We start from the raw sequence: 21,076 nt of genomic DNA, 5'->3' as shown, positions 1-21,076 counted from the left end.
TCGCTGTCAAGAGGGTGAGGTCGACTGCTCGCCGGGCCATACCCCCGCGACGTCCATATCGGCAGCGGGCTCACCAGACGGTCTAGACATCCTCCAACCGGACGTAGCCAGTGCGTCCTACCGCCTCGATCGTCCAGCAGTGGCCGAAGGCTCGGACCCGCTCCGCGGTCATCCGGCCGAACTCCTCCGGTATGTCCGGATCGAGGGTCAGTCTGCCGTCGACCGGGTGAAGATCGAGCATCGCCCGCAGCAGGGCCAGCGGCGCTCCGCTCGCCCACGCCTGTGGGCTGCAAGCGGTGGGATAGGGCACGGCGAACAGCATCAGTTCCCGTGCGTAGCCGCTGAGTGCCTCCGGCAGCCGGTGGCCGAACTGCTCGGCCGCCTCGAACATGGCAAGGCTGATCCGGTTGACCTCGTTTCGGAAGCCGTATCGGGCCATGCCGAGCGCGGCGATCGAGTTGTCGTGCGGCCAGACGGTGCCCAGGTGGTAGCCCAGCGCGTTGTAGCGGCGTTCCTCCCGGGACAGGGTGCGGACGCCCCAACCGGAGAACATGTCGGGCGACATCAGCTGCCGCACCACCTGTTCGGCCCGATCCGCCGGGACGATGCCGCTCCACAGCAGGTGACCCATGTTCGAGGTCTTCGAGTTGATCCGGTTCTTGTCCCCGTCGAGGCCCACCGCGTAGTAGCCGCCGCGTTCCTCGATCCAGAAGTCGCGGTTGAACCGTTCGAACAGTGCGGCGGCATCTGCGCGTAGCCGCACGGCGAGGGTCGGATCGTCCAGCGGTCCGTCCGCCAGCTCCGCCAACCGCATCTTGGCGTCGTACGTGTAGCCCTGCAGGTCGCACGTGGCGATCGGCAGGAACGGGATCTTGCCGTCGGAGAAGCACACGCCGTCCGGTGAGTCTCGCCAGCACTGGTTTCCCAAGCCCTCCGGGGAGCGGGTGCCGTACTCGACGTATCCGTCGCCGTCCCGGTCGCCGTACGAGTCGATCCATCGCAGCGCGGCCAGCGCGTTGTCGCGCAGGTGCCGCACCGTGTCGTCGTCGCGGGTCCACCGCCAGTACTCGGAGAGCAGGATCAACCACAACTGGGTGGCGTCCGCCGTGCCGTAGTTGGGGTTGTACGGTTTCACGCCGGTCCGCGTCAGCTCGCCGCTGCGGAACTCGTGCAGGATCTTGCCCGGCTCCTCGTCGGTGAAGTCGTCACAACGGGTGCCCTGCAGCCGGGCGAGAGCCAGCAGCGCGCCGCGCGCGAGCGCCGGCCCGGCCACCAGCGTCTGGTAGGCGGTGATCAGCGTGTCGCGGCCGAAGACGGTGAGGAACCAGGGCAGCCCGGCGCCGGGAAGCATGACCTGCTGACCCTTGATCTCCATGTCCAACCGCAGCGCCCCGAGATCCTCCCGGGACCGGCCGAGCACTCGCTCGAGCATCGGGTTGTCGCTGCGTACCAGCGCCCGGTTGTCCACCCACCGGCGTAGCGGGTCGTCGACCCGGCCGTGAATCACCTCGGCGATGTCGCCGCGAACCGGCTCGACCACGCCGAGACCGGGCGGCAGGGGCACGTGGAGGTCGAGCTGCCAGCGCTGACGGGGCGCCAGGTCGAGCTGCCAGATCAGGTCGTCGCCCTCGACCCGGTCGGGCGGGATCGACGTCAGCACCGACGTCTCGGCGGTGAAGTCACCGTTGGCGTACGCGAAAGCCAACGCCGCCCCGCTCGCGTTGCGCCGGCGGTCGATCCGGGCTGAACGGTCCCGCACTCCGGACTTGACCTCGAACAGGTCGGCGAAGTCGGCTTCCACCGACAGCCGTACCTCGATCCCGACCGGCTCGGTACGGAAGGAGACCAGCTCGATCCGCTCCCGGAAGCCGTCGCCGATGTAGCGTAGGCGGCGCACTCCGATGCTGTCCGTGGGTAGACCGGGCAGGTCGGGGTTAGTCAGGACGAACTGCGCCGAGTAGTGCTGGAGCGTCTGCGAACGCAGCACCAGGAGGCGCCCACCGTTGACGGTCAGCAGCCACCCGCTGAGCAACCGCGTGTCGAGGTGTACCAGGCCGCCGATGCTGCCGGCCGGCACGTCCCCGACCGAGTCGGAGTACATGAACGTCGGCCCGCTGAGCACGGCGATGGAGTCCGGTCCCAGTTCGGGCGGCATGGCCCGTTGGTCACCGCTCTCCTGCGAGGCACGTACACCGGGTGTGGGATCGGCGGGTGTCGGACGCGCGGCAGCTGCCATATCCCTGACCGTAGAGCGACGCCCACCCGGCCACATCACCCGTTTCGGATGATTCCGGCCCGGGTGGATCATCCATCTCGGAGCCGGGCAGGATGGGCCAGGCGGCATGGTGACCGGCAACCGCACGAGAGCGGTCAGCGAGCGCCGTCGGCGTTCCGGGGCCAACCGGCGATCGGCAATCGATCCCGACCGCGCCCCCGCCCCTATGTCTACCGGTCAAGACGTCGGAGCGCCGAATCGGGTCCGTGCGGATCAGTGGACCCGTAGGAGAAGCTTGCCCAGGTAGGGCGCCTGCAGGCGGCGGTGCGCCTGGGCCGCCTCGGCGAGGGGAAAGGTCTCGGCGACGTGGATCTCGAACGGTCCCGACTCGATCAGATGGTTGAGCCGGCGCAGCTGGTCGGGCCCGGTGGTGCCGTCGTAGGCACGCGCGCCGCGCCCCGCCGGTGCGGTGGGCTCCGGCTGCACCCCGTGCGGGTAGGCGAGCGTGCCGTCGGGCTTCAGCAGGTCACCCAGGCGCGCCAACATCGGGCCATTGGCCATCGCCAACAGCCCGTCGACACCGCCGGGTACGGCCTCACCCGCCCGTGTCGGCGTGGCGGCGTCGTGCCCGTCGAGGACGACATCGGCGCCGAGCCGGGACACCAGGCGGACGCCTTCGTCGCCGGAGGCGATCGCCACGACCCGCAGCCCGAGCCTCTTGGCCAGCTGAACCGCCAGATGTCCCTGACCACCGCTGGCACCGAAGACGAGCACCGTGGCCCCGGCCGGCAGGTCGAGTGCGTCCAGTCCGGCCAAGGCGGTCAGCGCGTCCGTCGGCATCGCCCCCACGTGCTCGATCGGCACGTTCTCGGGCACCCGCGTCACGTAGTCGGCCTTCACCGCCGCGTATTCGGCGTAGCAGCCACCCTTGGGTCGGGAGAAAGCGTACGCGTAGACGACGTCGCCCACCGAAAAGTCGTCGACGGTGGCGCCGACGGCGGTGACCGAGCCGGCCGCGTCGGAGCCGGGAACGATGGGGAAGGTGGCGCCCTCGGGCACCAGTTGGCCCTGGCGTTCCATGACGTCCCACACCCCGACTCCGGCGGTCCATACCTTGAGCAGGATCTCGTCGTCGGCGATCTGCGGAATCGGCAGTGTGCGGGCCGTGAGCACCTCGGGCCCGCCGAACTCGTCGAACGCGACCGCCCGCATCGACGTCAACTGCTCATCACGGCTCATCACTCGTCCTTCCAGCTGCTCGCCGGAGCATAAAGCCGGGTCGACCGTCAGGACCGGGGAATCAGCAATCACGGTGGCCGGCGTCGGACCGGCCGGGATCGCCCGCGGCGCGGCGCCGACGGGCGGAAGTGACCCGTGGGTCGCGTCAGGCAGGTGCGGAGCCGGTCGTCTCGTGATGCATGACGTGGCCGGTGGCGGGGAAGGCCTCGTTGCCGGCGAGTCGTCCGGTTCGGGTCTGCGTCACGGTGAAGCCCTCACTCTCGTACAGCGCGAGGGCGGCCGGGTTGCCGTCGAGCACGGTGACCTCCACCCGCCGGCCGGCGGCACTCAGCGCATGCCGCAGCAGCGCTCTCCCGACGCCTCGCCGGTAGCGGTGCGGATCGACGTACAGCCAGGTGATCTCGTCCTCGCCGAGTGCGACGAAGCCGACCACGCTTGCGTCGATCTCGGCCACCCACACGCAGCCGTCGAAGAGCCCTTCGGCGTTCGCGGTCTGCGCGAGCGTGCGGAACGCGTCGACGCCGGCGGAGCCGCGCAACTCGTCGAGCCGGGCGGCGTCGTGGATCCGCGCGATCGCCGGCCAGTCACGGTCGGAGTAGGGCCGGATGACAATGGCAGACATCGCGCGATGATGGCAGGTGGAGTGGGGCTTGCCCAAGCCGATTCTCGGCGGCGGGGCGGGCCGGCGCCGGGGCGCCGGGGTTTCGAAAATCGTCGACACACCGGCCGCGGGCTGCGTAGCGTCGCCTCGAATGAGGGAGGTCGATATGCTGGGTGCCGTCACCCGCCGATCCCTGCTGGCCGCCGGCGCGACAGGATTGCTGTCCACGGTTGCCGGGGCGTCGCCGGCGCTGGCCGGACCGGTCGGGCCGATCCCGCCGTCACTGGTGACCAGGTACGGTCTGGACACCCGGTGGTACGGCAAGTACGTCGACGCGTGGGGGCTGCCGGTCTTCGGTCCGCGCCACGTGCAGGACGCGACCCTGGTGCGGATGCGGGACCAGCTCCAGACCTTGCTGTGGACCTACCCCTACTGGCCCGTGCCCGAGTTGGGCCGGCGCAACGTGCGCCTCGTGGTCGTCGCGCGAGGTGAGCACATGAGTTCGATCCCCGAGGTGTACCAGCGGTTCGGTGAGACCTTGGACGCTCGGTACTGGGCGGGATTCGGCGCCACCGACTCCTTCCCGCTGTCGGTCTGCACCGAGAGCAACGTGCTCGACAACCAGGGGCGGGAGAACGTGTTCGTGCACGAGTTCGGGCACACTCTGCATCTGATGGCCCTGCAACACATCGACCCCGCTCTGTCCGCCGAGTTGGCCGGTGCGTGGAGCAGCGCCCGCGCCCGCGGCCTGTGGAGGAACACGTACGCGGCAGCGAACATCCAGGAGTACTTCGCCGAGGGCGTCCAGAGCTACTTCGGCGTGAACTACCCCGGACCGGCGGGCGGCGACGGTGTGCACAACGACATCAGCACGCGGACGGCGTTGCAGGCCTACGATCGAGCCCTGTTCGGCCTTTTCGACCGCATCTACCGAGGTGCGGTGCTGCCGTGACGACGATCACCACCGTCCACGTCGCCGCGGTTGACGAGTGGCTGCGACACCGACCTCAGTGGGCCGAGTCGACCATCAGGGGACTGTCCCGTCGCGAGCGACCGGAGGCGGTGGCCGGCGGCGGGACCGGGCCGGCCGATCGGTGCGGAGGTGTGAGAGACCGCGCGACACGGGGCTCGAGTCGGTCCGAACTGGCGCCGGTCAGGCGAAGTCGGCCGCCGTCATCCCGGCTGGATGGTCGGGTGGCCACTGCACGAGCTCGATCCGGTAGCCGTCGGGGTCGGTGAGCCACGATGTCCGCATCCCTGGCCCTGGTTCTGTCGGCGGCTCGGCGGCAACGCCCCTGGTTGCCAGTTCGGCGAGCGTAGCGGTGAGGTCATCCACCTGGATGACGAGGTGGTTGACGGCGCCGATGTCGTTGACCGGCCGCGCGGGATCGTGCACAAGCTCCAGGCTGACAAACGGGTCGTCGGGGAGTTGAAGCATGGTCAGGCTACCGAACCCGGTCTCAGGGACACTGCCGATCCTGGCGTATCCGAGCGCGCTGTAGAAGGCGAGCGAGCGTTCGAGACTGGTTACTCGAAGACCGAGGTGTAACATCCGCATGCCGGGAGAGTATCGCCCGTCTCCGGCCCGTGGTACCGATGTCCGACCACGCGACGCCAGTCGCGGCAAGCTGCCCGAGAGCGCAGGTGACGATCGGCCAGGTCCGCCTCTCGGCGGCGCAGCAGGCTCTCGTGGGATGACCGCCGTTCGATCACGTCGAACGTGGAGCGTGTCCGATGTGCCTGTGCAACAGGACAGCCAACAGCGCGATGAGCAGCACCTGCGCCTCCGAGTCGTCGCCCTCCTGCCGCGCCGAGGTAACTCCACAAGGCCGAGGCTCAACGCCGCCTCAACTCGGCCTCCATGCGCTGAAGAAGGGCCTTTCTGGCCTTGCCCCGCCGCTCGCGTTGCAACGCGGCGCGGAGATCCCGGGTGTCGAGCCCTCGCACGACCTTCCCCGCCTCGGCGACCGGCAGGTCCGACAGTCGGTTCGGAGTGGTCACGTTCTTTCGCGCGCGTTTGGCCGGCCCGGTGTTGGGGACGAACTGCCGTCCGGTCCTGGACGCGCGCCGTTTCGTGCTCTCGGTTGCCGCGCGCTCCTGGTCGGAGAGCTGTTCCCAGGCCCGTCTGGGGAGGTAGCGGCGGGTCTCACCGCCCTGGCGGGCCCTGGTCGAGCCGTCCTCGGTCCGCCAATCCTGTTCGCCCCACCGTTGCAGGGAGCGCTGCCGCTCGTCCTTGGGGCCGATGAACCCTCCACCCTGTCGCTTGTACTCCTGGGTGAGCAACTGCGATTTGCGCGCCGACCACTGCCCCTTCCGACCTCCCTTGTCGGAGTCGCGGATCTGCGCCTTGAGCCTTTCCCGCAGTTCGGGTTCGGTGTATTTCGCCATGCCGGGACGATTCCCCGTTCGAACGGCCTCATGCCTTCGGTTGGGCCACCCATGCCACCACGTCGGCTCTCGTGGGTGGTCGGGGAGTCACAGCCCACGATATGAGGTGTGCTTGCGGGCCCGCCGACCGTCGGATCTGGCGACCCGGCCTGTTCGCGGTGGGGCGACTTCCGCCGGGCGCACCCCGGGCCTACTGTGCGAAGGTACGCGGCTGCCCGGCAGTACGCGGCCTGGGCCAGATCGGAGTGCGGAGGTTCGGTCCCCCTCGGGCCGGGGCCGGCCACGCCTCCGGCAACGGAGAGGAGCCCTGATGGGCGCACTGATTGTGTCCGTCCAGACGACGATGGACAGCGTCATGGATCAGCTCGAGGGTTGGTTCCAGGAGCAGGGGGACGTCGAGCACCACGGGGTCGAGGAGTTGCGTGCCGCCGACGCGGTCCTGTTGGGCCGCAAGACCTACGAGGAGCTGGCGGAGCTGTGGCCGAAGGGGTCGGGGCCGTACGCTGACCTGATCAACCCGATGCCGAAGTACGTCGCATCGCGGACCCTGAACGAACCGCTGGCCTGGAACGCGAAGCTGCTCGGCCGGGACACCGTCGAGGAGGTGGCGGCGGTGAAGGCGAAGCACCCCGGATCACTGATCTCGTACGGCTGCGGCGAGCTGGCCAGCGTGTTGGCGCGCCACGGGCTCGTCGACGAGGTGCGTTTCTGGTTGCACCCGGTGGTCTGGGGTGACGGTGAGAGGCCGTTCCGGCCGGGTAGGTTGCCGATCAGACTGCGACTGGTCACCGCCGCCCCCTACCCCACGGGTGTCGTGAGACTGAGCTATCAGCCGCTCGTCTGACGGCGGGCGGTTGTCAGGTCCGCCGGACGGCGTCGGGCATGTAGACCGGCGTCGGTCCGGGCCGTGCGCGCACGGCCGCGATCAGGCGGGCGGCCGTTCCCTCCGTCACCCGTGTCGGGGGCCGCAGTCGAAGAGGAAGTAGACCGCCGGTCCGGCGCGGTGCCGGTGGGGTGGCAGCCAGTCGATCACCAGGATCCGGGAGGGGACGACGCGCAGGCCCGTCTCCTCTCGGATCTCACGGGCGCACGCCCGCTCGGGAGTCTCGCCGATTTCGACGTCACCACTCGGAGGCACCCGGTCCGGACGGCAGGCGGGCTGGGTCCGCAGGATCCGCCCCAGCCGGTCGGTTTCCGCCGTCGTGGTGTGGTCGCTCGGCCCCGGTCTCATCGCGGGCCGTGGCCGCCTCGCGGTCGCCGACGGGGAGACCATGATGGATGATTGCTCCATGACAAACCCCGATCTCGACCCGGACGTCTACCCGCCCCTCGATCCGCGTGAGCCGATACCGGACGACGCCGACGAGCTTCTGGCCGACACGCCCGGGGAACTGCCGGAGGCCCCGGTCGAGCCCATGCCTGACGGCGGCGAGGCGGGCGGGGTGCCCGAACCGGCGTGACGCACCGCGGCACAGGACGATACGGAGTTGTCGGCGGCCGGGGCTTCGCCCGCCACCTCGACGCTCTCGACGACCAGCCGGCGAGCTGAGGCGCCCAGCTTGAGCGGCGGCCACCGCCGAGGGGCGCTCCCGAGGGCGCTTCCGGCGCAGCCGCTGCCGGCAACTCCGACCGGCCGTGGTCCGGTCGGGGTGAGGCTCAGCACCGCGGTGCGGGGCGGTGTCCCCTCCCGATGGGGCCGGCCGCTCTACGCGTCCGGGTTCGCGACCGGTCCGGCGGCTCGGCGGGCGAAATGCTCGACGACCGAGCGGCGGCGGCCCCAGGCGACGAGCACGAACAGCGCGAGCAGCACCACGGGTGTGATCACCAGTGCGCCACCGTGCAGGATGAACGCCTGGGTGATGGCGGCGCCCACCATGAGCAGGGCGAGTCCGGCAGCCGCCAGGCCGGCGAGCCGTGGTACGAGCAGTCCGATGCCGCCGGCCAGTTCGAGCAGGCCGACGAGGACGCGGAACCAGGGCGCCGCGCCCATGTCCTCGAAGGTCCGGACCGCGTACGTCTCGCCGACGAGTTTGGGGCCGGCCGAGGCGACGACGAGGAACACGCCGAGGACGCCCTGTAGTGCCCAGAGCGTGCGGTGCATTCCGCGGGTGACCTGTGCGGGCGCGGCATGGACAGCAGTCATGATGATCGTCCTTCCTGATGGTCGGGCTTTCTGCCTCCGCCGGCAAGCGGATGCACCGGTTTTGACCGGCGAGACCGCCGGAACTCATCGCCGATCCCGCGCCGAGATTTCGCCGGCCTCGTGTCGAAGCTCCTCGGTGGGCTCGGGATTGAATCGGGTACGTGGGGGCACTACGACGTGACGTTCCGTCGTTCGAGGGGGTTCCGTGAGTACCGTGACCGAGTCCGTCGACGTCCGGGTGCCGATCCGGGCGGTGTACGACCAGTGGACGCAGTTCGAGTCGTTTCCGCAGTTCATGGACAACGTCGAGTCGATCACGCAGATCGACGCGACCCACACGCGTTGGGTCACCAAGGTGGCCGGGGTGACCCGGGAGTTCGACGCGGAGATCACCGAACAGCACCCCGACGAGCGGGTGGCCTGGAAGAGCACCGGCGGCGACACGAAGCACGCCGGTGTGGTCACGTTCCACCGGCTCGCGCAGGACGAGACGCGCGTGACGATCCAGCTCGACTGGGAGCCGGAGGGTCTGGTGGAGAAGGCCGGCAGCGCGGTCGGGGTGGACAGTCACCAGGTGAAGGCCGATGCGAAGCGGTTCAAGGAGTTTATCGAGAGCCGGGGCAACCCCACCGGCGCCTGGCGCGGCGAGGTCGACCGCCCCGACGCTACGTCCTGATCGGCGTTTCGGTGCCGCTCTGCCGGCACCTCGGCTCCGTTACTTCAGTTCTACGCGGGTGCGCGGCGCAGCAGCGTCCGGCGGGCGACGGCCCTCATCGCTGCGTGGCCTGCCGGACCATCCGGTTGGCGTCGGTACGGGAGATCGCGGTGGCGCGCAGCAGATCTCGGGCGATGGTGCGGATCTGGGCCATGACCACGGTTCCGGAGAGGCCCAGGCCGTCGCGCGCGGCGTGACCGGCCTGGTGGACGGCCCGCAGTGCGTGGTGTCGTGCCGAGGACGGTTCGCGCCCCCGCACGAACTCGGCGTGCAGGCTTCCTACGGCGTGGCCCAGGTCGACGACGGCATGACCGAGGACAGCCGGGATCGGCTCGTCGTCACTGATCGCCGTGTACGCGCGCCGGGCCAGGCCACGGGCACCCAGCACGGCCCGGTCGAGGTGTTCGGCGCCGATGCGATACTCCCGCAGCGTGCTGCGCCAGCGGAAGCGCTGCGGTGAGTACCTGACCACTTCGAGCCCACCCTGAACGGCGTCGGAGAGTTGGGTGAGCTGCGCCCCCATGCTTCGAAGTCCCTGGAGCGAGTCGGCGACGGCTGCCGGGTCGCGGCGGACCAGTGCGTGACCCACCTCGGTGAGCTGGTGGGACAGGTCGTCCAACTCCGGGCCGGCGGCGCGTTCGACGATGCGCAGGGGGTTGAGTGGTAACAGCAGGAGCACCACGACCAGTGCGCTGGTGCCCCCGAGGACAGCGTTGAAGACCTGCGGCGCGTCGACCCGTTCGCTGGCGGGGGCGACGCTCGTCACCAGGACGGCGGTGCCGCCGGCCTGGGTGCTCAGGCTACCGCGTCCGACGACCGCGATGGCGGTCGCGATCGTGACCGCTGCGATCACCGCGATCTGCCAGGCTCCGCGGTCGACGACCACGACGAGTCCGTCGGCGACGGCCGCGCCCAGCGCCACTCCCACGACGAGTTCGACCGTCCGCCGCAGTCGCTGCCCCGCGGCGGCAGCGACCGTGCCGACAGCGGCGATGGGCGCGAAGACCGGGTTGTTGTCGAGGGCGACGGCGCCGGCGGCCGTCCAGGCGAGACCGGCGGCGAGGCCTGCCTGGATCGCGACCACGAGGTAGATGCCCAGTTGACGGCGTCGATTGCGGAGGCTGGGTCGTCGTTGCGATTTCCACCGCCGGAGGACCGCCTCTGCGCGGGCATCGTGGTCGCCGCTTCGGCCACCGGGTCGCGTGTCGGCGGAAGAGTCACTGCGCCCTCGCATGACGCGAGATACCCGAACTCTCCGTGGACAAGCGGGCGGATCTCACGTGCTCGCGTGAGCGGGTCGAGTGCCTGTTGACTGGATCCGGACGTCAGAGGGGACCGGTTGCCCCCGGGTCGAGACCGAGGTGTTCCAGTGCCGTGCTGCCCACCCACCCGTCGGTGACGGGAAAACCGTGGCACCGGTTGACGACACCACCGAGGGGAACGGCCCACACGTGCTCGACCAGGAGGATCAGGACGCCGCTGCCGGCCGGCATCTGCTGCCGCAGTGAACCGATTCGACCGGCAATGAACAAACCGTTGTCGTCCGTCGTCGGCTCGCTGGTCAGCGACGCCTCCGCGCCCGCTTCTGTGATCAACCTGCTCAGCAGCCGTCCGGGCGTCCCCGACCAGGTCCGCGCCAGGTCGGAATCCGTAAGCTCCCGCATGGTGCGGTCCGGACGCATCGCGACGGACCACATGTCGAGCACATGGACGCAGGATTCGTCGCGCATGAGAGAGCACACCACGTCGTGCACTTCACGGGGAATTCGATTCCCGCGGAATCCGATCATCATCAGCTGCACCGGTCCGATCACGTCGCCCTCCCAGTCGTCGAGGTCGACCCCGTGCGCCTGTCATGCCGGGGCGGGATCGACGGATTGACGCTTCCGGGCTGCGGCGTGCGGGAATGGTGGGAAGCCGCTGCGCAGACCACGCCCGGCGTCAGAGTGACCTGGCCGAGAGGTGGAGGCGTCGAGCACGTACCCACCGGCGAGGTCGAGCAGGGTGACGTCGCCCGTCGCGTACCCCGGAAGCCGAGGCGCTAACGCGGCCAGGGGCCGCCAAGCGTTTTCGAAATCTCTGGCCGGCACCCAACCGCATATCACAAGCTTCGATGGAAGCGCTCCCATTCCGCTCCACCACACCAGCTTTGGGGATTGCGAATGAAAATTTTTTCCATCCGGTGTCATCCGCGCTCTCCCGTCATGCGACGAGGAGTCGCCCGAATGATCGTTGCCGTCGTGGCCGCTGCGACGATGCTCACGCCCAACGGCGCGCAGGCGCAGCCCGTTGCCTCGCTCATGGTCGACGGGTCTGTGGCGGCGCCCGCCGCCGGCGACGACTGGCTGCACGTCCAGGGAAACCAGATCGTCGACGCCGCCGGCAACGCGGTCTGGTTGACCGGGACGAACTGGTTCGGGTTCAACGCCACCGAACGGGTCTTCCACGGCCTGTGGTCCGGCAACATCACCGAGATCACCAGGTCGATGGCGAACCGCGGAATCAACATCGTCCGGGTGCCGATCTCCACCCAACTGCTCCTCGAGTGGCGCAACGGCCAGGCCGCGGTGCCGTCCGGAGTGAACACCTGGGCCAATCCCGAACTGGCCGGCATGACCACGCTCCAGGTCTGGGACTACTTCCTCCAGTTGTGTGCTCGCTTCGGCATCAAGGTTCTGCTCGACGTGCACAGCGCCGAGGCGGACAACTCGGGCCACATCTATCCGGTCTGGTGGAAGGGCAGCGTCACCCCGGAGCTGTTCTACCAGGCATGGGAGTGGGTGGCCAACCGCTACAAGAACAACGACACGCTCGTGGCGATGGACATCAAGAACGAGCCGCACGGCAAGCACACCGAGTCGCCCCGGGCGAAGTGGAACGGGTCCACCGACCAGGACAACTTCAAGAACACCTGCCAGGTGGCGGGACGCCGGATCCTCGCGCTCAACCCGAACGTGCTCATCCTCTGCGAGGGCATCGAGATCTACCCGCGAGACGGCGTGAACTGGAACTCCACCGTCGAGGGCGACTACCACTTCAACTGGTGGGGCGGCAACCTGCGCGGCGTCCGCCAGTATCCGGTCGACCTCGGGTCCCAGCAGGACCAGCTCGTCTACTCGCCGCACGACTACGGACCCCTGGTCTGGGAGCAGCCCTGGTTCCAGAAGCCGTTCGACAGGGCCACGCTCACCGCGGACGTGTGGGACCCGAACTGGCTCTACATCCACAAGCAGAACATCGCACCGCTGCTGATCGGGGAGTGGGGCGGCCGGCTCGGTCAGGACGCCCGACAGGACCGCTGGATGACCGCGCTGCGGGACACCATCGTCGAGCACCGACTGCACCAGACGTTCTGGGTGTTGAACCCGAACTCGGGTGACACCGGTGGACTGCTGCTCGACGATTGGAAGACCTGGGACGAGCAGAAGTACGCGTTGCTCAAGCCGGCCCTCTGGCAGCACGGCGGCAAGTTCGTCAGCCTGGACCACCAGGTGCCACTCGGCGGCGTCGGCTCGACGACCGGCAAGAGCGTCTCCGACGTCTACGGAGGCGGTGGTGGCGGCGGCGACACCAGCCCGCCGAGCGCACCGGCCGGCCTGCGCTCCACCGGCGTGACGGCCTCGTCGGTCGCGCTGGCCTGGACCGTCTCGACCGACAACGTCGGCGTCACCGGCTACGACGTCTACCGCGAGGGCGCGAAGGTCAACGGCTCCCCGGTCGTCGGCACCGCCTACACCGACGTCGGCCTCACCGCCGGCACGGCCTACCGCTACACCGTGCGCGCCCGGGACGCCGCCGGCAACGTGTCCGCGCCGTCCGCCGCGCTCACCGTGACCACCAGCGGGGGAGGCGGTGGCCCGACGACGACGATCATCGGGCAGGCGTCCGGCCGGTGCGTGGACGTGTCCGGTGGGCGCACCGCCGACGGGACGGTGGTCCAACTCTGGGACTGCCTCAACAACCCGGCGCAGCAGTGGCGGCGATCCGGCAACACGTTCGTCAACCCCAACTCCGGCAAGTGCCTGGACGTCTCCGGCGGGCGTACCGCCAACGGCAGCGTGGTGCAGTTGTGGACCTGCCTGAACAACGGCGCCCAGCAGTGGGTGGTCAACAGCGACGGCTCGGTGGTCAACCCGAACTCGGGCAAGTGCCTGGACGCGGTCGAGTACGGGACGACCAACGGCACACGACTGCAGATCTGGGAATGCGGCCGGCCGCTGGGCGGGAACCAGCGGTGGCGCCTGAGCTGACGCGTTGCTGAGCGGCACGGCGTCCCATCCGCGGCCCACCTCGGACCGGCCCGGACGGGACGCCGTGTCACGCCTCGGATCAGCCGGTGCGCCACTTCTGGTTGGCGGTGCCGGCGCACTCCCAGAGGATCAACCGCGCGCCGTCGTTGCCGTTCCAGTCCTTGATGTCGACGCACTTGTTGGCCTGCGGGTTGACCAGGTCTCCGGCGGCCGAGAGCACGAACTGCTGGGCGGGGTTGCCGCTGCAGTTGGCGATCTGGATGACCGCGCCGTTGTCCCGGGAGCCCCAGGCGACGTCCATGCACTTGTTGTTCTGCGTGCGTAGGCTGCCGCCGGTGAACGTCCACCCCTGGGCCGCCGTGCCGTTGCACGTCCAGGCCTGCAACGGCACTCCGTCGGAGAAGTTCGAGTTGGGCACGTCGATGCACTTGTTGTTCCAGTTGCTGATGATCCGGGTGCCGGAGCCGCCGCCGGTGGTGACCAGGCTCAGTCCGTAGGTGCCGAGGATCTCGTTGACCGGCTGGAACCACATCGTGCCGCCGGTGGAGCAGTTGCCCGATCCGCCGGAGGTGACGCCTTGGGCCTGGTCGCCGGAGAGCCATGCGCCGCCGGAGTCGCCGCCCTCGGCGCAGGCGTTGCTGCGGCTGAGTCCGTAGACCGCGCCCTGCGCGTAGTTGACCGTCTCCTCCCGACCCAGGAGGGTGCCGCAGCGCCAGCCGGTCGTCCGTCCCGACCGGCACACCGAACTGCCGATCACCGCGTCGCGGGAGCCGGCGACGGGAGCGTTACCGCCGGCGTAGTTGTTCACCCAGGGGCGCGACGTCCAGTCGCCGTTGGTGCGCACCCAGGCGTAGTCGTTGCCGGGGAACGACGAGCCGGCGAAGGTGCCCTGGGCGGCGTTGTTGAAGCCACGGGTGGGGCTGCCGGTGGCTCCGCAGTGACCGGCGGTGACGAAACCGCCGACCACGGCGAAGCCGACCGAGCAGAGCACGTTGCCGTTGATGACGAACTGGTCGCCGCCGCGGATGTCGTACATCGGGCGCGGCGCGTCGGGTGTCGGCGCGTAGCGGACGAGCGTGTCGGCGAGGCCGGCGCCGCGCACGAGCGCTCGGCCGGCGCGTTCCTGCCCCGGCGCGATCCGCACCACCACCTGGTTTGCGGCGACGTCCACGTACCATCCCCGGACGGCGGCGCCGGGGGGTCGGCCGGTGGCGCTGCGGTCGAGGGCGGTACGCGCCGAGGACAAGGTCGCGAGCGTTCGAGGGACGAGCCGGGGTCGGGCACCCTCGGCCCGGACCGCGGCGGCAGTGGACGCGTCGGCGACGGCGACCGTGAGGAGGCCGTCCGCCTCCAGCCACGAGCCGGCGTACCGGGTGCCGAGGCGCGAGCGTAGCCGCCGGTCGACCACGGCCGCGGCGGCCTCGGCCGTGAGTCGGGCGGTGAGTTGATCGTCGGTCAGGTGCAGGTCGCGGCGCATCGCGGCGGCCATGCCGGACGGCAGGCCGGCCACCGCTGGTCGCGCCCCGGGGTCGTGTGCGGTGGGTGCCGCCGTCGGGGCCGCCGGTGCCGACAGCCCGAGCGTCACGGCGGTGAGCAGCGCCATTGTCCTGATCATCGAACTCCTTCCGGTTGTTCGCCGACACGTCGGAGGCGACGTGGGAGAGCGCTCTCAGCGTGAAACCGTAAATAATCCTTGTCAATAGAAAACTCTCGATTCCTTCTCGCGGGTGGGCCGCTCGTCTCGCCGGTCGACGGGACGAGCGCCGGTCACCGCGCGGACGTCAGCGGAAGCTCCACGTCTGGTTGGACTGGCGGCTGCCGCACTCCCAGATGATCAAACGGGTGCCGTTGACGGTGCCCCAGCCATCGGCGTCGAGGCACTTGCCGGACTGCGGGTTGCGCAGGGCGCCGTCGACGGCCAACCACTGCTGCGCGCCGTTTCCGAGGCAGGTCCACAACTGCACCACGGTGCCGCCGGCCGTCCGGCCGCCGGAGACGTCGAGGCACTTGCTCGTGGCGGTGTTGACCAGTGTGTTGCCCCGCCAGCGCCAGCGCACCTCCGGCCCGCCGTGGCAGTCCCAGAGCTGGACCCGGGTGCCGTCGGCGCTACGCCCGCCGGAGACGTCGACGCAGCGGCCGGATCCGGCGCCCGCGATCATCCGGTCCGGCTGGACCGGCAGGCCGGGGACGCCACGCCGGTTGCCGAGCGTCCATGCCTTCGCGCCGAGGCCGAGGTTGCCCGGGATGGTGCCGTTGAGGAAGTCGCGGTACCAGCCGATCCAGTACGGGAGTCCGTACTGGTTCTGGGTGTAGCCGTGGTCGGCGGCGGAGTGCAGGTCGACCGCGCCGGGGACGCCACGCTGCTGGAAGTAGTACTGCTCACCGAGCTGGTGCAGCATCTCGTGCACCCAGCCGGCCAGCGCGTCCTGGTGGTAGCCCAGATCGTCGCGGGCGTTGACGCTGCTCCAACCGGTGTTGTATGGCCCGGGCGCGCCGCTGGAGAAGTAGGCGTGTGGTCGGAACGCGTTGTAGACGAAAACGCCGTCCCACTCCTCGGGGTGCACGAACTCGGCGACGTCCTCCGGGATGTTGCCGGGCTCGACCATCAGGCCCGCGTACCCGATCGAGGTGAGCGGTCGGGGCGAGATGACCACCTGCGTGTTCATGTCCACGGTGCCGTTGGTCAGGTCCTCGACCATGCGTGGGAACGTGCTGAGGAAGGCGGTGCTGGCCGCGTCGACCTGTGCCGGGCTGAGCGTGGCCGACAGGTTGGGCACCTGCGACACCGGCTTGACGATCATCAGGAAGCGCAGCGACACCTGGGGTGCGGCCGCGGCGGCGTGGGCCGACGGAGCGCCGGGTCCCGCCCCCAGCAGAGTGGTGGTGCCGAGGGCAACCGTTGCCGCCGAGCGGAACAGCCGTCGGATCAGGGAGCGTGTCATGGAGGGGTCTCCGATCTCCGGCGTGCGTCAGGTGTGGGACCCGCGACGGCTCGTCCGCCGGTGCGCGCCGGTGCGGGCCCGGCGAGGCTGTGGCAAGTGTCGATCGACGGGTACTGTGCGCCGAGACGTTTCGAAACCTCGACGCCGACGGCGGTCCAGGACGCCGGAGTCCATCCGGCGTCCTGGACCGGTGCGCGTCAGGGCACCCAGGGAGCTGCGATGTTCCAGGTGCTGTCCGCGGCCCACAGCGTGGGGGAGTTCCACGCCTCACCGCCCGTGCCGTTGCTCAGCCAGACCTCGGAGTTGTAGTGCCGCAGATACTTGCCGCGGAAGTTGTACGACTCCAACGAGACGCCGCTGCCTGTGACGCCGACCCGCGCGCACCAGGTCGCATCGGCGCGCATAAGCGCCGAGCCGTCGTTGGGTGAGTTGCGCACCCGTGATTCCTGGTGCCGCAGGAACTGGCCCGGGAAGTTGACCGACTCGAACGAGTAGCAGGCCGGGTCGGCCAGACCGGTCCGGACGGTGTAGGTGGCGTCGTTCTTGAGCAGCGCGGAGCTGGCCGCATCCACCACCTCCGTGTAGGCGAGGCTGTCCCGGTGCCGCAGGTACCGGTTGGTGTAGCCGGGCGTCGTGACCTGGAGGGACCGTCGGGTGTTCAGCGGCAGTGCCACCGGGGCCGAGTTGCCGATCGACTTCGACGCGTTGATGAGGGACAGGTTGGCGGCCCGCACGCGGGCCTGGTCCATCTTGACGACCTGCCGGTCGTAGGTGAGGAATCCGTTGAGTTCACCCTCCTGGTCGGCGATCTCGGTGTAGACCGAGGCGCTCAGTCCCTTGCCGAGCATCAGGTTCTGTGTGCCTTGAGCGAGGCCGACATAGCGGTCGGTCAGCGCAGTCGAGTTGGGTTGCCATTCGTAGGCGAAGAAGTTGCCGTTCGGGCTCCACTCGTGGCCGGGCGCTCGCAGGCCCAGGCCGCCGAACTCGCCGAGCACCGCGATCCGGCTGCTCGACGGCACGGGTGAGTCGGGTCCGAGGTAGATGTGCCAGTCGTCGATGTCGCCGTTGCCCGGGTTGCCCAGCGACTGGCAACAGTTGTAGCCGCTGTGCGCGTTTACCAGTCGGGTCGGGTCCTGGTTCTTCACGTTCTGGGCGACCCGGCGGGTGTCGCTGAGTGCGCGCTCTCCCCAACCCTCGTTGTAGACGGTGTAGGTAACCACCGCCGGGGAGCTGCGGTGCTCCTCCACGATCTCGCGGGCTTCGGTCTCGAGCTGCGCCTGCTGCGCGTCCGTGGCATTGATGTCCTGCGCAGTCAACGAGGGGATGTCCTGCCACACCAGCAGACCGAGGCGGTCGGCGTGGTAGAACCAGCGCTGCGGTTCGACCTTGATGTGCTTGCGCACCATGTTGAAGCCCAGATCCTTGTGTTTCTGCAGGTCGAAGGCGAGCGCGGCGTCGGTGGGCGCGGTGTAGAGCCCGTCCGGCCAGAATCCCTGGTCCAGCGTGCCGGTCTGAAAGACGAACTGGCCGTTGAGCTTGGGCCGCAGGACGCCGTTGACCAAGCCGGTGCTGATCTCGCGCATGCCGAAGTAGTGCGTGGTCCGGTCGACCTGGCCGCCGGCGGCGTTGCGCAGGGTGACCCGCAGGTTGTAGAGGAACGGGTCGTCGGGCGACCACCGCCGGGCGTTCGGTACGGGCACCGTGAACTCGGTGAAGCCGCCGGTGGCGGAGCCGACCACGGTGGAACCGTTGAGCGCCTCGGCCACGACGCTGTGCCCGCTGACGTCCCCGCGGGTGAAGACCCGGACGCGGAGCGTGTTGTCGGCGAGGTTCGGATAGAGGTCGACGCTGCTGATCGAGGCCGCCGGCACCGGTTCCAGCCACACCGTCTGCCAGATGCCCGAGCTCGGCGTGTAGAAGATGCCGCCGGGTTGCTTGGTCTGCTTGCCGATCGGCGGCAGACTGCCGTTCTGCCGGCTGTCGGTCGGATCCCAGACCTTCACCACGATCTCGTTGGTGCCGCCGCGCAGGTGCGGGGTGACGTCGAAGGTGAACGCGTCGTAGCCGCCGGTGTGCCCGCCGACGGCGGTGCCGTTGACCCAGACGGTGGTCTGCCAGTCGACGGCGCCGAAGTGCAGCAGGACGCGGCGCCCGCTCCAGTTCGTCGGCACCGTGACGGTACGGCGGTAGAACAGGTAGTTGCGGTTGTCGCCGGCCGCCCGCCGCACCCCGGACAGCGCGCTCTCCACCGGGAACGGCACGTTGATCCGCTCGGGCAGGTCGGTGTTGAACTGGGGGGCGTCGTCGGTGGTGGACTGGCGTAGCTGCCACTCGCCGTTGAGGTTGAGCCAGTCCGGGCGGGTCATCTGTGGTCTCGGATAGTCCGGCAGTGGCGTGCCGTTGAGTGCCTGAGCGGTCCAGGGGGTGGTCAGCGGCGGGTTCTTCGCCGGCACGGCGCGCGCCGGTGCGGCCGGCGGGGTGAGCAGGCCGGCGATCAGGGCGAGGACAGCCAGCAGGGGTGCGGCGAGGCGGACGGGATCGGGACGTGTCATGCCGTCTCCATCGGACGGGCCGTCAGGACCGAGCTGCGCCACTGGCGGCTGGCGGTGGGTGTCGGGGCGGCCGGTCGGTCGGGTCCGGGCCCGGATGTCGGTGGGATTTCCGGGGGCGATCGTCGCGGTGGCCGGCATCGACGACATCGAGGAGGGTCGCTTCAGTAACCCCACCTTGACCAGCATTGCCCCGGACAAGCGGGAGACCGGCCGGCTGGCGGTCCGGCGATTGGTGGCCCGGATCGAGGGCGAAGGTGGTCCGCCGATGCATGCGCAACCCGCGTTCCATCTGGTCGAGCGGGAGAGCACCCGCCCCGCCCGGTGACGAGAGCGGATCCCTGCCGGGCAGCAGGGACCCGCTCCGCGAATCAGCCCAGTCGCCAGATCTGGTTCGACTGGTTCGTGCCGCACGCCCAGATGATCAGCTCGGTGCCGTTGGCGGTGCCCCAGCCGTCCGCGTCCAGACACCTGCCCGACTGCGGGTTGAGCAGGGTGCCGTTGCTCTGCTGGACCCAGCGCTGGGCGCCGCTGCCGGCGATGCAGGTCCAGAGCCACACCTCGCTGCCGTTGGCGGTGCCGTTGCCGCGCACGTCGAGGCACTTGCCGGACTGGGGGTTGACGAAGGTGTCGCCGGAGCGGCGCCACTGTTGTGGCGCGCCGCCCCAGCAGTCCCAGAGGATGATGTTGGTGCCGTCGGCGGTGCCACCTCCGGCCACGTCGAGGCAGCGGTTGCTGCCCTGCCCGCGGATCACGGTGCTCGTGGCGGTGGCGCCGCCGACGTAGATCGACTTGCGGATCTCGGTGAGGAACCGGCTGCGGATGGTGGGATCGGCCTGGATACGCGAGTCGCCCCAGTAACCGTTGGCGCAGCCGGGCTGGCCGGCGGGAGCGCCGTTGCACTGCCACTGCGTCTGGGCGTCCCAGTTCGTGTTGATGTAGGCGACGGCCCGGATGACGTCGGTGTTGGCGTTGACGTAGCCGAAGAAGTCGGCGTACCAGGTGTCCCAGAGCGCGGTCGCGCTGATCGGCTGCGGGTTCTTCGCGAAGATGCAGCTGGAGGTCTTGGCGCCGGTGGTGAAGCCCTGCGGCGCGGCCTCGGCGATCATGACCGGCTTGCCGTGCCCGCGGGCGAAGTTCAGCGCCCGGTCCTGCAACGCTCTCGGCGAGGTGTTCGGGGCGCGGCAGGACCACTGGTAGCGCTGGTAGGTGGCGCCGTAGAACGCGGACAGGCCGACCCAGTCGACGTACTGGTCGCCCGGGTACCAGGCATCGAAGTGGTTGGCGGCCGTGACCACGTAGTTCCACTCCGGGTGGTCGGTGTGCTCGTCGATCGGCCAACCGGCGGACTGCCAGACGGTGGCGACCCGGCTCGCGCCGAGCGCGTCGATGCGACTCTTGACGAAGCGGAACGCCTCCTTGTAGTAGTCGGCGTTGTAGCAGTTCCACGGCCCGTCGTACTCGTAGCCGATGCGCAGGAACACCTCTCGTCCGGTGTTCTTGAGCCAGGTGACCATCTCGTCGACCTTCTGCCGGTAACCGGCGGTCAGGTTGACCACGTCGGCGTCCGGGCGACCGATGATGGCGCGCAGGGGCTGGTTGTTGCACCCCGTGCTGGCGTCGGACAGGTAGAGGCCGACGGCGAGCGCCGCGTCCGGGTACTGCGCGAGCGTGGCCGGGAAGTCGACAGTGCCCGAGCCCCAGTTGACCGGGCCGTAGAAACCGGCGAGCGGCGGTGGGTCCCCGCCCAGCAGCAGGTTGGTGTACAGGGTTACCCCGCCGGGGCGCGGTGCGGTCGGATCGGTGTCCAGGACGTCGCGCTTGTAGTCGGTCAACGTGCTTGAGTCCTGCCCCATGAACAGGCGGACCTTCCCATCGGCGGGAAGGTTTCGGCCGCTGACCGCGGCGCTCGCGGGGGGCGCGGGAATCAGACCACCGATGCTCGCGGTCGTCGCGAGGACGAGGGCGAGCGCGGCGCGTATCAGGGTACGGGACCGGCGTGCGCCGCCGGTCGAGCGGATGGTCCGCATCGAA

General features: G+C 69.7%; 19 protein-coding genes. 6 read left to right on the top strand and 13 right to left on the bottom strand.

Features of this window, described 5'->3' with window-relative positions; all coding sequences use genetic code 11:
• Positions 1–82 precede the first annotated feature (82 nt).
• The 3 genes from KSK32_RS32035 to KSK32_RS32025 all read right to left on the bottom strand — a co-directional run bounded on the left by KSK32_RS32035 (position 83) and on the right by KSK32_RS32025 (position 4,076).
• Positions 83–2,155 carry a glycogen debranching N-terminal domain-containing protein gene (locus KSK32_RS32035; RefSeq protein ID WP_254187286.1) on the bottom strand — a complete coding sequence of 691 codons (2,073 nt, stop codon included), beginning with the start codon at positions 2,153–2,155 and terminating at the stop codon, positions 83–85.
• 333 nt (positions 2,156–2,488) lie between these two features.
• Entirely contained in the window at positions 2,489–3,526 is a 1,038-nt protein-coding gene (locus KSK32_RS32030; RefSeq protein WP_216935650.1) for an NADP-dependent oxidoreductase, read from the bottom strand.
• 73 nt (positions 3,527–3,599) lie between these two features.
• Positions 3,600–4,076, bottom strand: coding sequence for a GNAT family N-acetyltransferase (locus KSK32_RS32025; protein ID WP_216935648.1), 477 nt, complete (start codon positions 4,074–4,076; stop codon positions 3,600–3,602).
• Positions 4,077–4,224: 148 nt separating this feature from the next.
• On the opposite strand from KSK32_RS32025, the gene KSK32_RS32020 reads away from it, so the two are divergent.
• Entirely contained in the window at positions 4,225–5,007 is a 783-nt protein-coding gene (locus KSK32_RS32020; protein WP_216936504.1) for a hypothetical protein, read from the top strand.
• 201 nt (positions 5,008–5,208) lie between these two features.
• Here the strand turns inward: KSK32_RS32020 and KSK32_RS32015 are convergent, their stop codons facing one another.
• Complete coding sequence (locus KSK32_RS32015) at positions 5,209–5,613, bottom strand: VOC family protein (RefSeq protein ID WP_216935646.1); 405 nt, start codon at positions 5,611–5,613, stop codon at positions 5,209–5,211.
• Between the two features lie 278 nt (positions 5,614–5,891).
• Positions 5,892–6,443, bottom strand: coding sequence for a hypothetical protein (locus KSK32_RS32010; protein ID WP_216935644.1), 552 nt, complete (start codon positions 6,441–6,443; stop codon positions 5,892–5,894).
• A 310-nt stretch (positions 6,444–6,753) separates the two neighbouring features.
• Here KSK32_RS32010 and KSK32_RS32005 point away from each other — a divergent pair, with 310 nt between their 5' ends.
• On the top strand, positions 6,754–7,287 hold the full coding sequence (locus tag KSK32_RS32005) for a dihydrofolate reductase family protein (protein WP_216935642.1): 534 nt from the start codon (positions 6,754–6,756) through the stop codon (positions 7,285–7,287).
• A 105-nt stretch (positions 7,288–7,392) separates the two neighbouring features.
• Here the strand turns inward: KSK32_RS32005 and KSK32_RS32000 are convergent, their stop codons facing one another.
• Entirely contained in the window at positions 7,393–7,674 is a 282-nt protein-coding gene (locus KSK32_RS32000) for an NUDIX domain-containing protein (protein WP_216935634.1), read from the bottom strand.
• A 58-nt stretch (positions 7,675–7,732) separates the two neighbouring features.
• On the opposite strand from KSK32_RS32000, the gene KSK32_RS31995 reads away from it, so the two are divergent.
• Positions 7,733–7,903, top strand: coding sequence for a hypothetical protein (locus tag KSK32_RS31995; protein WP_216935632.1), 171 nt, complete (start codon positions 7,733–7,735; stop codon positions 7,901–7,903).
• A 245-nt stretch (positions 7,904–8,148) separates the two neighbouring features.
• Here KSK32_RS31995 and KSK32_RS31990 read toward each other — a convergent pair whose 3' ends face one another.
• On the bottom strand, positions 8,149–8,586 hold the full coding sequence (locus KSK32_RS31990) for a DoxX family protein (protein ID WP_216935630.1): 438 nt from the start codon (positions 8,584–8,586) through the stop codon (positions 8,149–8,151).
• Between the two features lie 205 nt (positions 8,587–8,791).
• Between KSK32_RS31990 and KSK32_RS31985 the strand changes: the two genes are divergently transcribed.
• Positions 8,792–9,262 (top strand): SRPBCC family protein, encoded by a 471-nt coding sequence (locus KSK32_RS31985; RefSeq protein WP_216935628.1) that lies wholly within the window; start codon positions 8,792–8,794, stop codon positions 9,260–9,262.
• 94 nt (positions 9,263–9,356) lie between these two features.
• Here KSK32_RS31985 and KSK32_RS31980 read toward each other — a convergent pair whose 3' ends face one another.
• Together KSK32_RS31980 and KSK32_RS31975 are read right to left on the bottom strand one after the other, a co-directional pair.
• Positions 9,357–10,385 (bottom strand): FUSC family protein, encoded by a 1,029-nt coding sequence (locus KSK32_RS31980; protein WP_216935626.1) that lies wholly within the window; start codon positions 10,383–10,385, stop codon positions 9,357–9,359.
• A 241-nt stretch (positions 10,386–10,626) separates the two neighbouring features.
• Complete coding sequence (locus tag KSK32_RS31975; RefSeq protein ID WP_216935624.1) at positions 10,627–11,115, bottom strand: hypothetical protein; 489 nt, start codon at positions 11,113–11,115, stop codon at positions 10,627–10,629.
• A 411-nt stretch (positions 11,116–11,526) separates the two neighbouring features.
• Here KSK32_RS31975 and KSK32_RS33735 point away from each other — a divergent pair, with 411 nt between their 5' ends.
• Positions 11,527–13,551 (top strand): cellulase family glycosylhydrolase, encoded by a 2,025-nt coding sequence (locus KSK32_RS33735; protein ID WP_254187284.1) that lies wholly within the window; start codon positions 11,527–11,529, stop codon positions 13,549–13,551.
• 79 nt (positions 13,552–13,630) lie between these two features.
• Here KSK32_RS33735 and KSK32_RS31965 read toward each other — a convergent pair whose 3' ends face one another.
• From KSK32_RS31965 to KSK32_RS31955, 3 genes are all read right to left on the bottom strand, one after another.
• Entirely contained in the window at positions 13,631–15,166 is a 1,536-nt protein-coding gene (locus tag KSK32_RS31965) for a ricin-type beta-trefoil lectin domain protein (protein WP_216935622.1), read from the bottom strand.
• A 166-nt stretch (positions 15,167–15,332) separates the two neighbouring features.
• Positions 15,333–16,493, bottom strand: a complete 1,161-nt coding sequence (locus KSK32_RS31960; RefSeq protein ID WP_254187283.1) for an RICIN domain-containing protein — start codon at positions 16,491–16,493, stop codon at positions 15,333–15,335.
• A 197-nt stretch (positions 16,494–16,690) separates the two neighbouring features.
• Positions 16,691–19,045, bottom strand: a complete 2,355-nt coding sequence (locus KSK32_RS31955) for an AbfB domain-containing protein (protein ID WP_216935621.1) — start codon at positions 19,043–19,045, stop codon at positions 16,691–16,693.
• Between the two features lie 127 nt (positions 19,046–19,172).
• Here KSK32_RS31955 and KSK32_RS31950 point away from each other — a divergent pair, with 127 nt between their 5' ends.
• Positions 19,173–19,370, top strand: a complete 198-nt coding sequence (locus KSK32_RS31950; protein ID WP_289256463.1) for a substrate-binding domain-containing protein — start codon at positions 19,173–19,175, stop codon at positions 19,368–19,370.
• Between the two features lie 43 nt (positions 19,371–19,413).
• Here KSK32_RS31950 and KSK32_RS33730 read toward each other — a convergent pair whose 3' ends face one another.
• On the bottom strand, positions 19,414–21,072 hold the full coding sequence (locus KSK32_RS33730) for an RICIN domain-containing protein (RefSeq protein ID WP_254187282.1): 1,659 nt from the start codon (positions 21,070–21,072) through the stop codon (positions 19,414–19,416).
• Positions 21,073–21,076: the final 4 nt, after the last annotated feature.

The organism is Micromonospora sp. WMMB482, from assembly GCF_019038635.1.
Classification (GTDB): domain Bacteria; phylum Actinomycetota; class Actinomycetes; order Mycobacteriales; family Micromonosporaceae; genus Micromonospora; species Micromonospora marina.
This window is presented reverse-complemented; position numbering and strand designations above follow the sequence as displayed.

Bases quoted from the DNA above. Each gene is read 5' to 3' on its own strand.
- KSK32_RS32035 (WP_254187286.1), bottom strand. From the start codon at position 2,155: ATGCCGCCCGAACTGGGACCGGACTCCATCGCCGTGCTCAGCGGGCCG.
- KSK32_RS32025 (WP_216935648.1), bottom strand. From the start codon at position 4,076: ATGTCTGCCATTGTCATCCGGCCCTACTCCGACCGTGACTGGCCGGCG.
- KSK32_RS32015 (WP_216935646.1), bottom strand. From the start codon at position 5,613: ATGCGGATGTTACACCTCGGTCTTCGAGTAACCAGTCTCGAACGCTCG.
- KSK32_RS32010 (WP_216935644.1), bottom strand. From the start codon at position 6,443: ATGGCGAAATACACCGAACCCGAACTGCGGGAAAGGCTCAAGGCGCAG.
- KSK32_RS32005 (WP_216935642.1), top strand. From the start codon at position 6,754: ATGGGCGCACTGATTGTGTCCGTCCAGACGACGATGGACAGCGTCATG.
- KSK32_RS32000 (WP_216935634.1), bottom strand. From the start codon at position 7,674: ATGAGACCGGGGCCGAGCGACCACACCACGACGGCGGAAACCGACCGG.
- KSK32_RS31995 (WP_216935632.1), top strand. From the start codon at position 7,733: ATGACAAACCCCGATCTCGACCCGGACGTCTACCCGCCCCTCGATCCG.
- KSK32_RS31990 (WP_216935630.1), bottom strand. From the start codon at position 8,586: ATGACTGCTGTCCATGCCGCGCCCGCACAGGTCACCCGCGGAATGCAC.
- KSK32_RS33735 (WP_254187284.1), top strand. From the start codon at position 11,527: ATGATCGTTGCCGTCGTGGCCGCTGCGACGATGCTCACGCCCAACGGC.
- KSK32_RS31965 (WP_216935622.1), bottom strand. From the start codon at position 15,166: ATGATCAGGACAATGGCGCTGCTCACCGCCGTGACGCTCGGGCTGTCG.
- KSK32_RS31960 (WP_254187283.1), bottom strand. From the start codon at position 16,493: ATGACACGCTCCCTGATCCGACGGCTGTTCCGCTCGGCGGCAACGGTT.
- KSK32_RS31955 (WP_216935621.1), bottom strand. From the start codon at position 19,045: ATGACACGTCCCGATCCCGTCCGCCTCGCCGCACCCCTGCTGGCTGTC.
- KSK32_RS33730 (WP_254187282.1), bottom strand. From the start codon at position 21,072: ATGCGGACCATCCGCTCGACCGGCGGCGCACGCCGGTCCCGTACCCTG.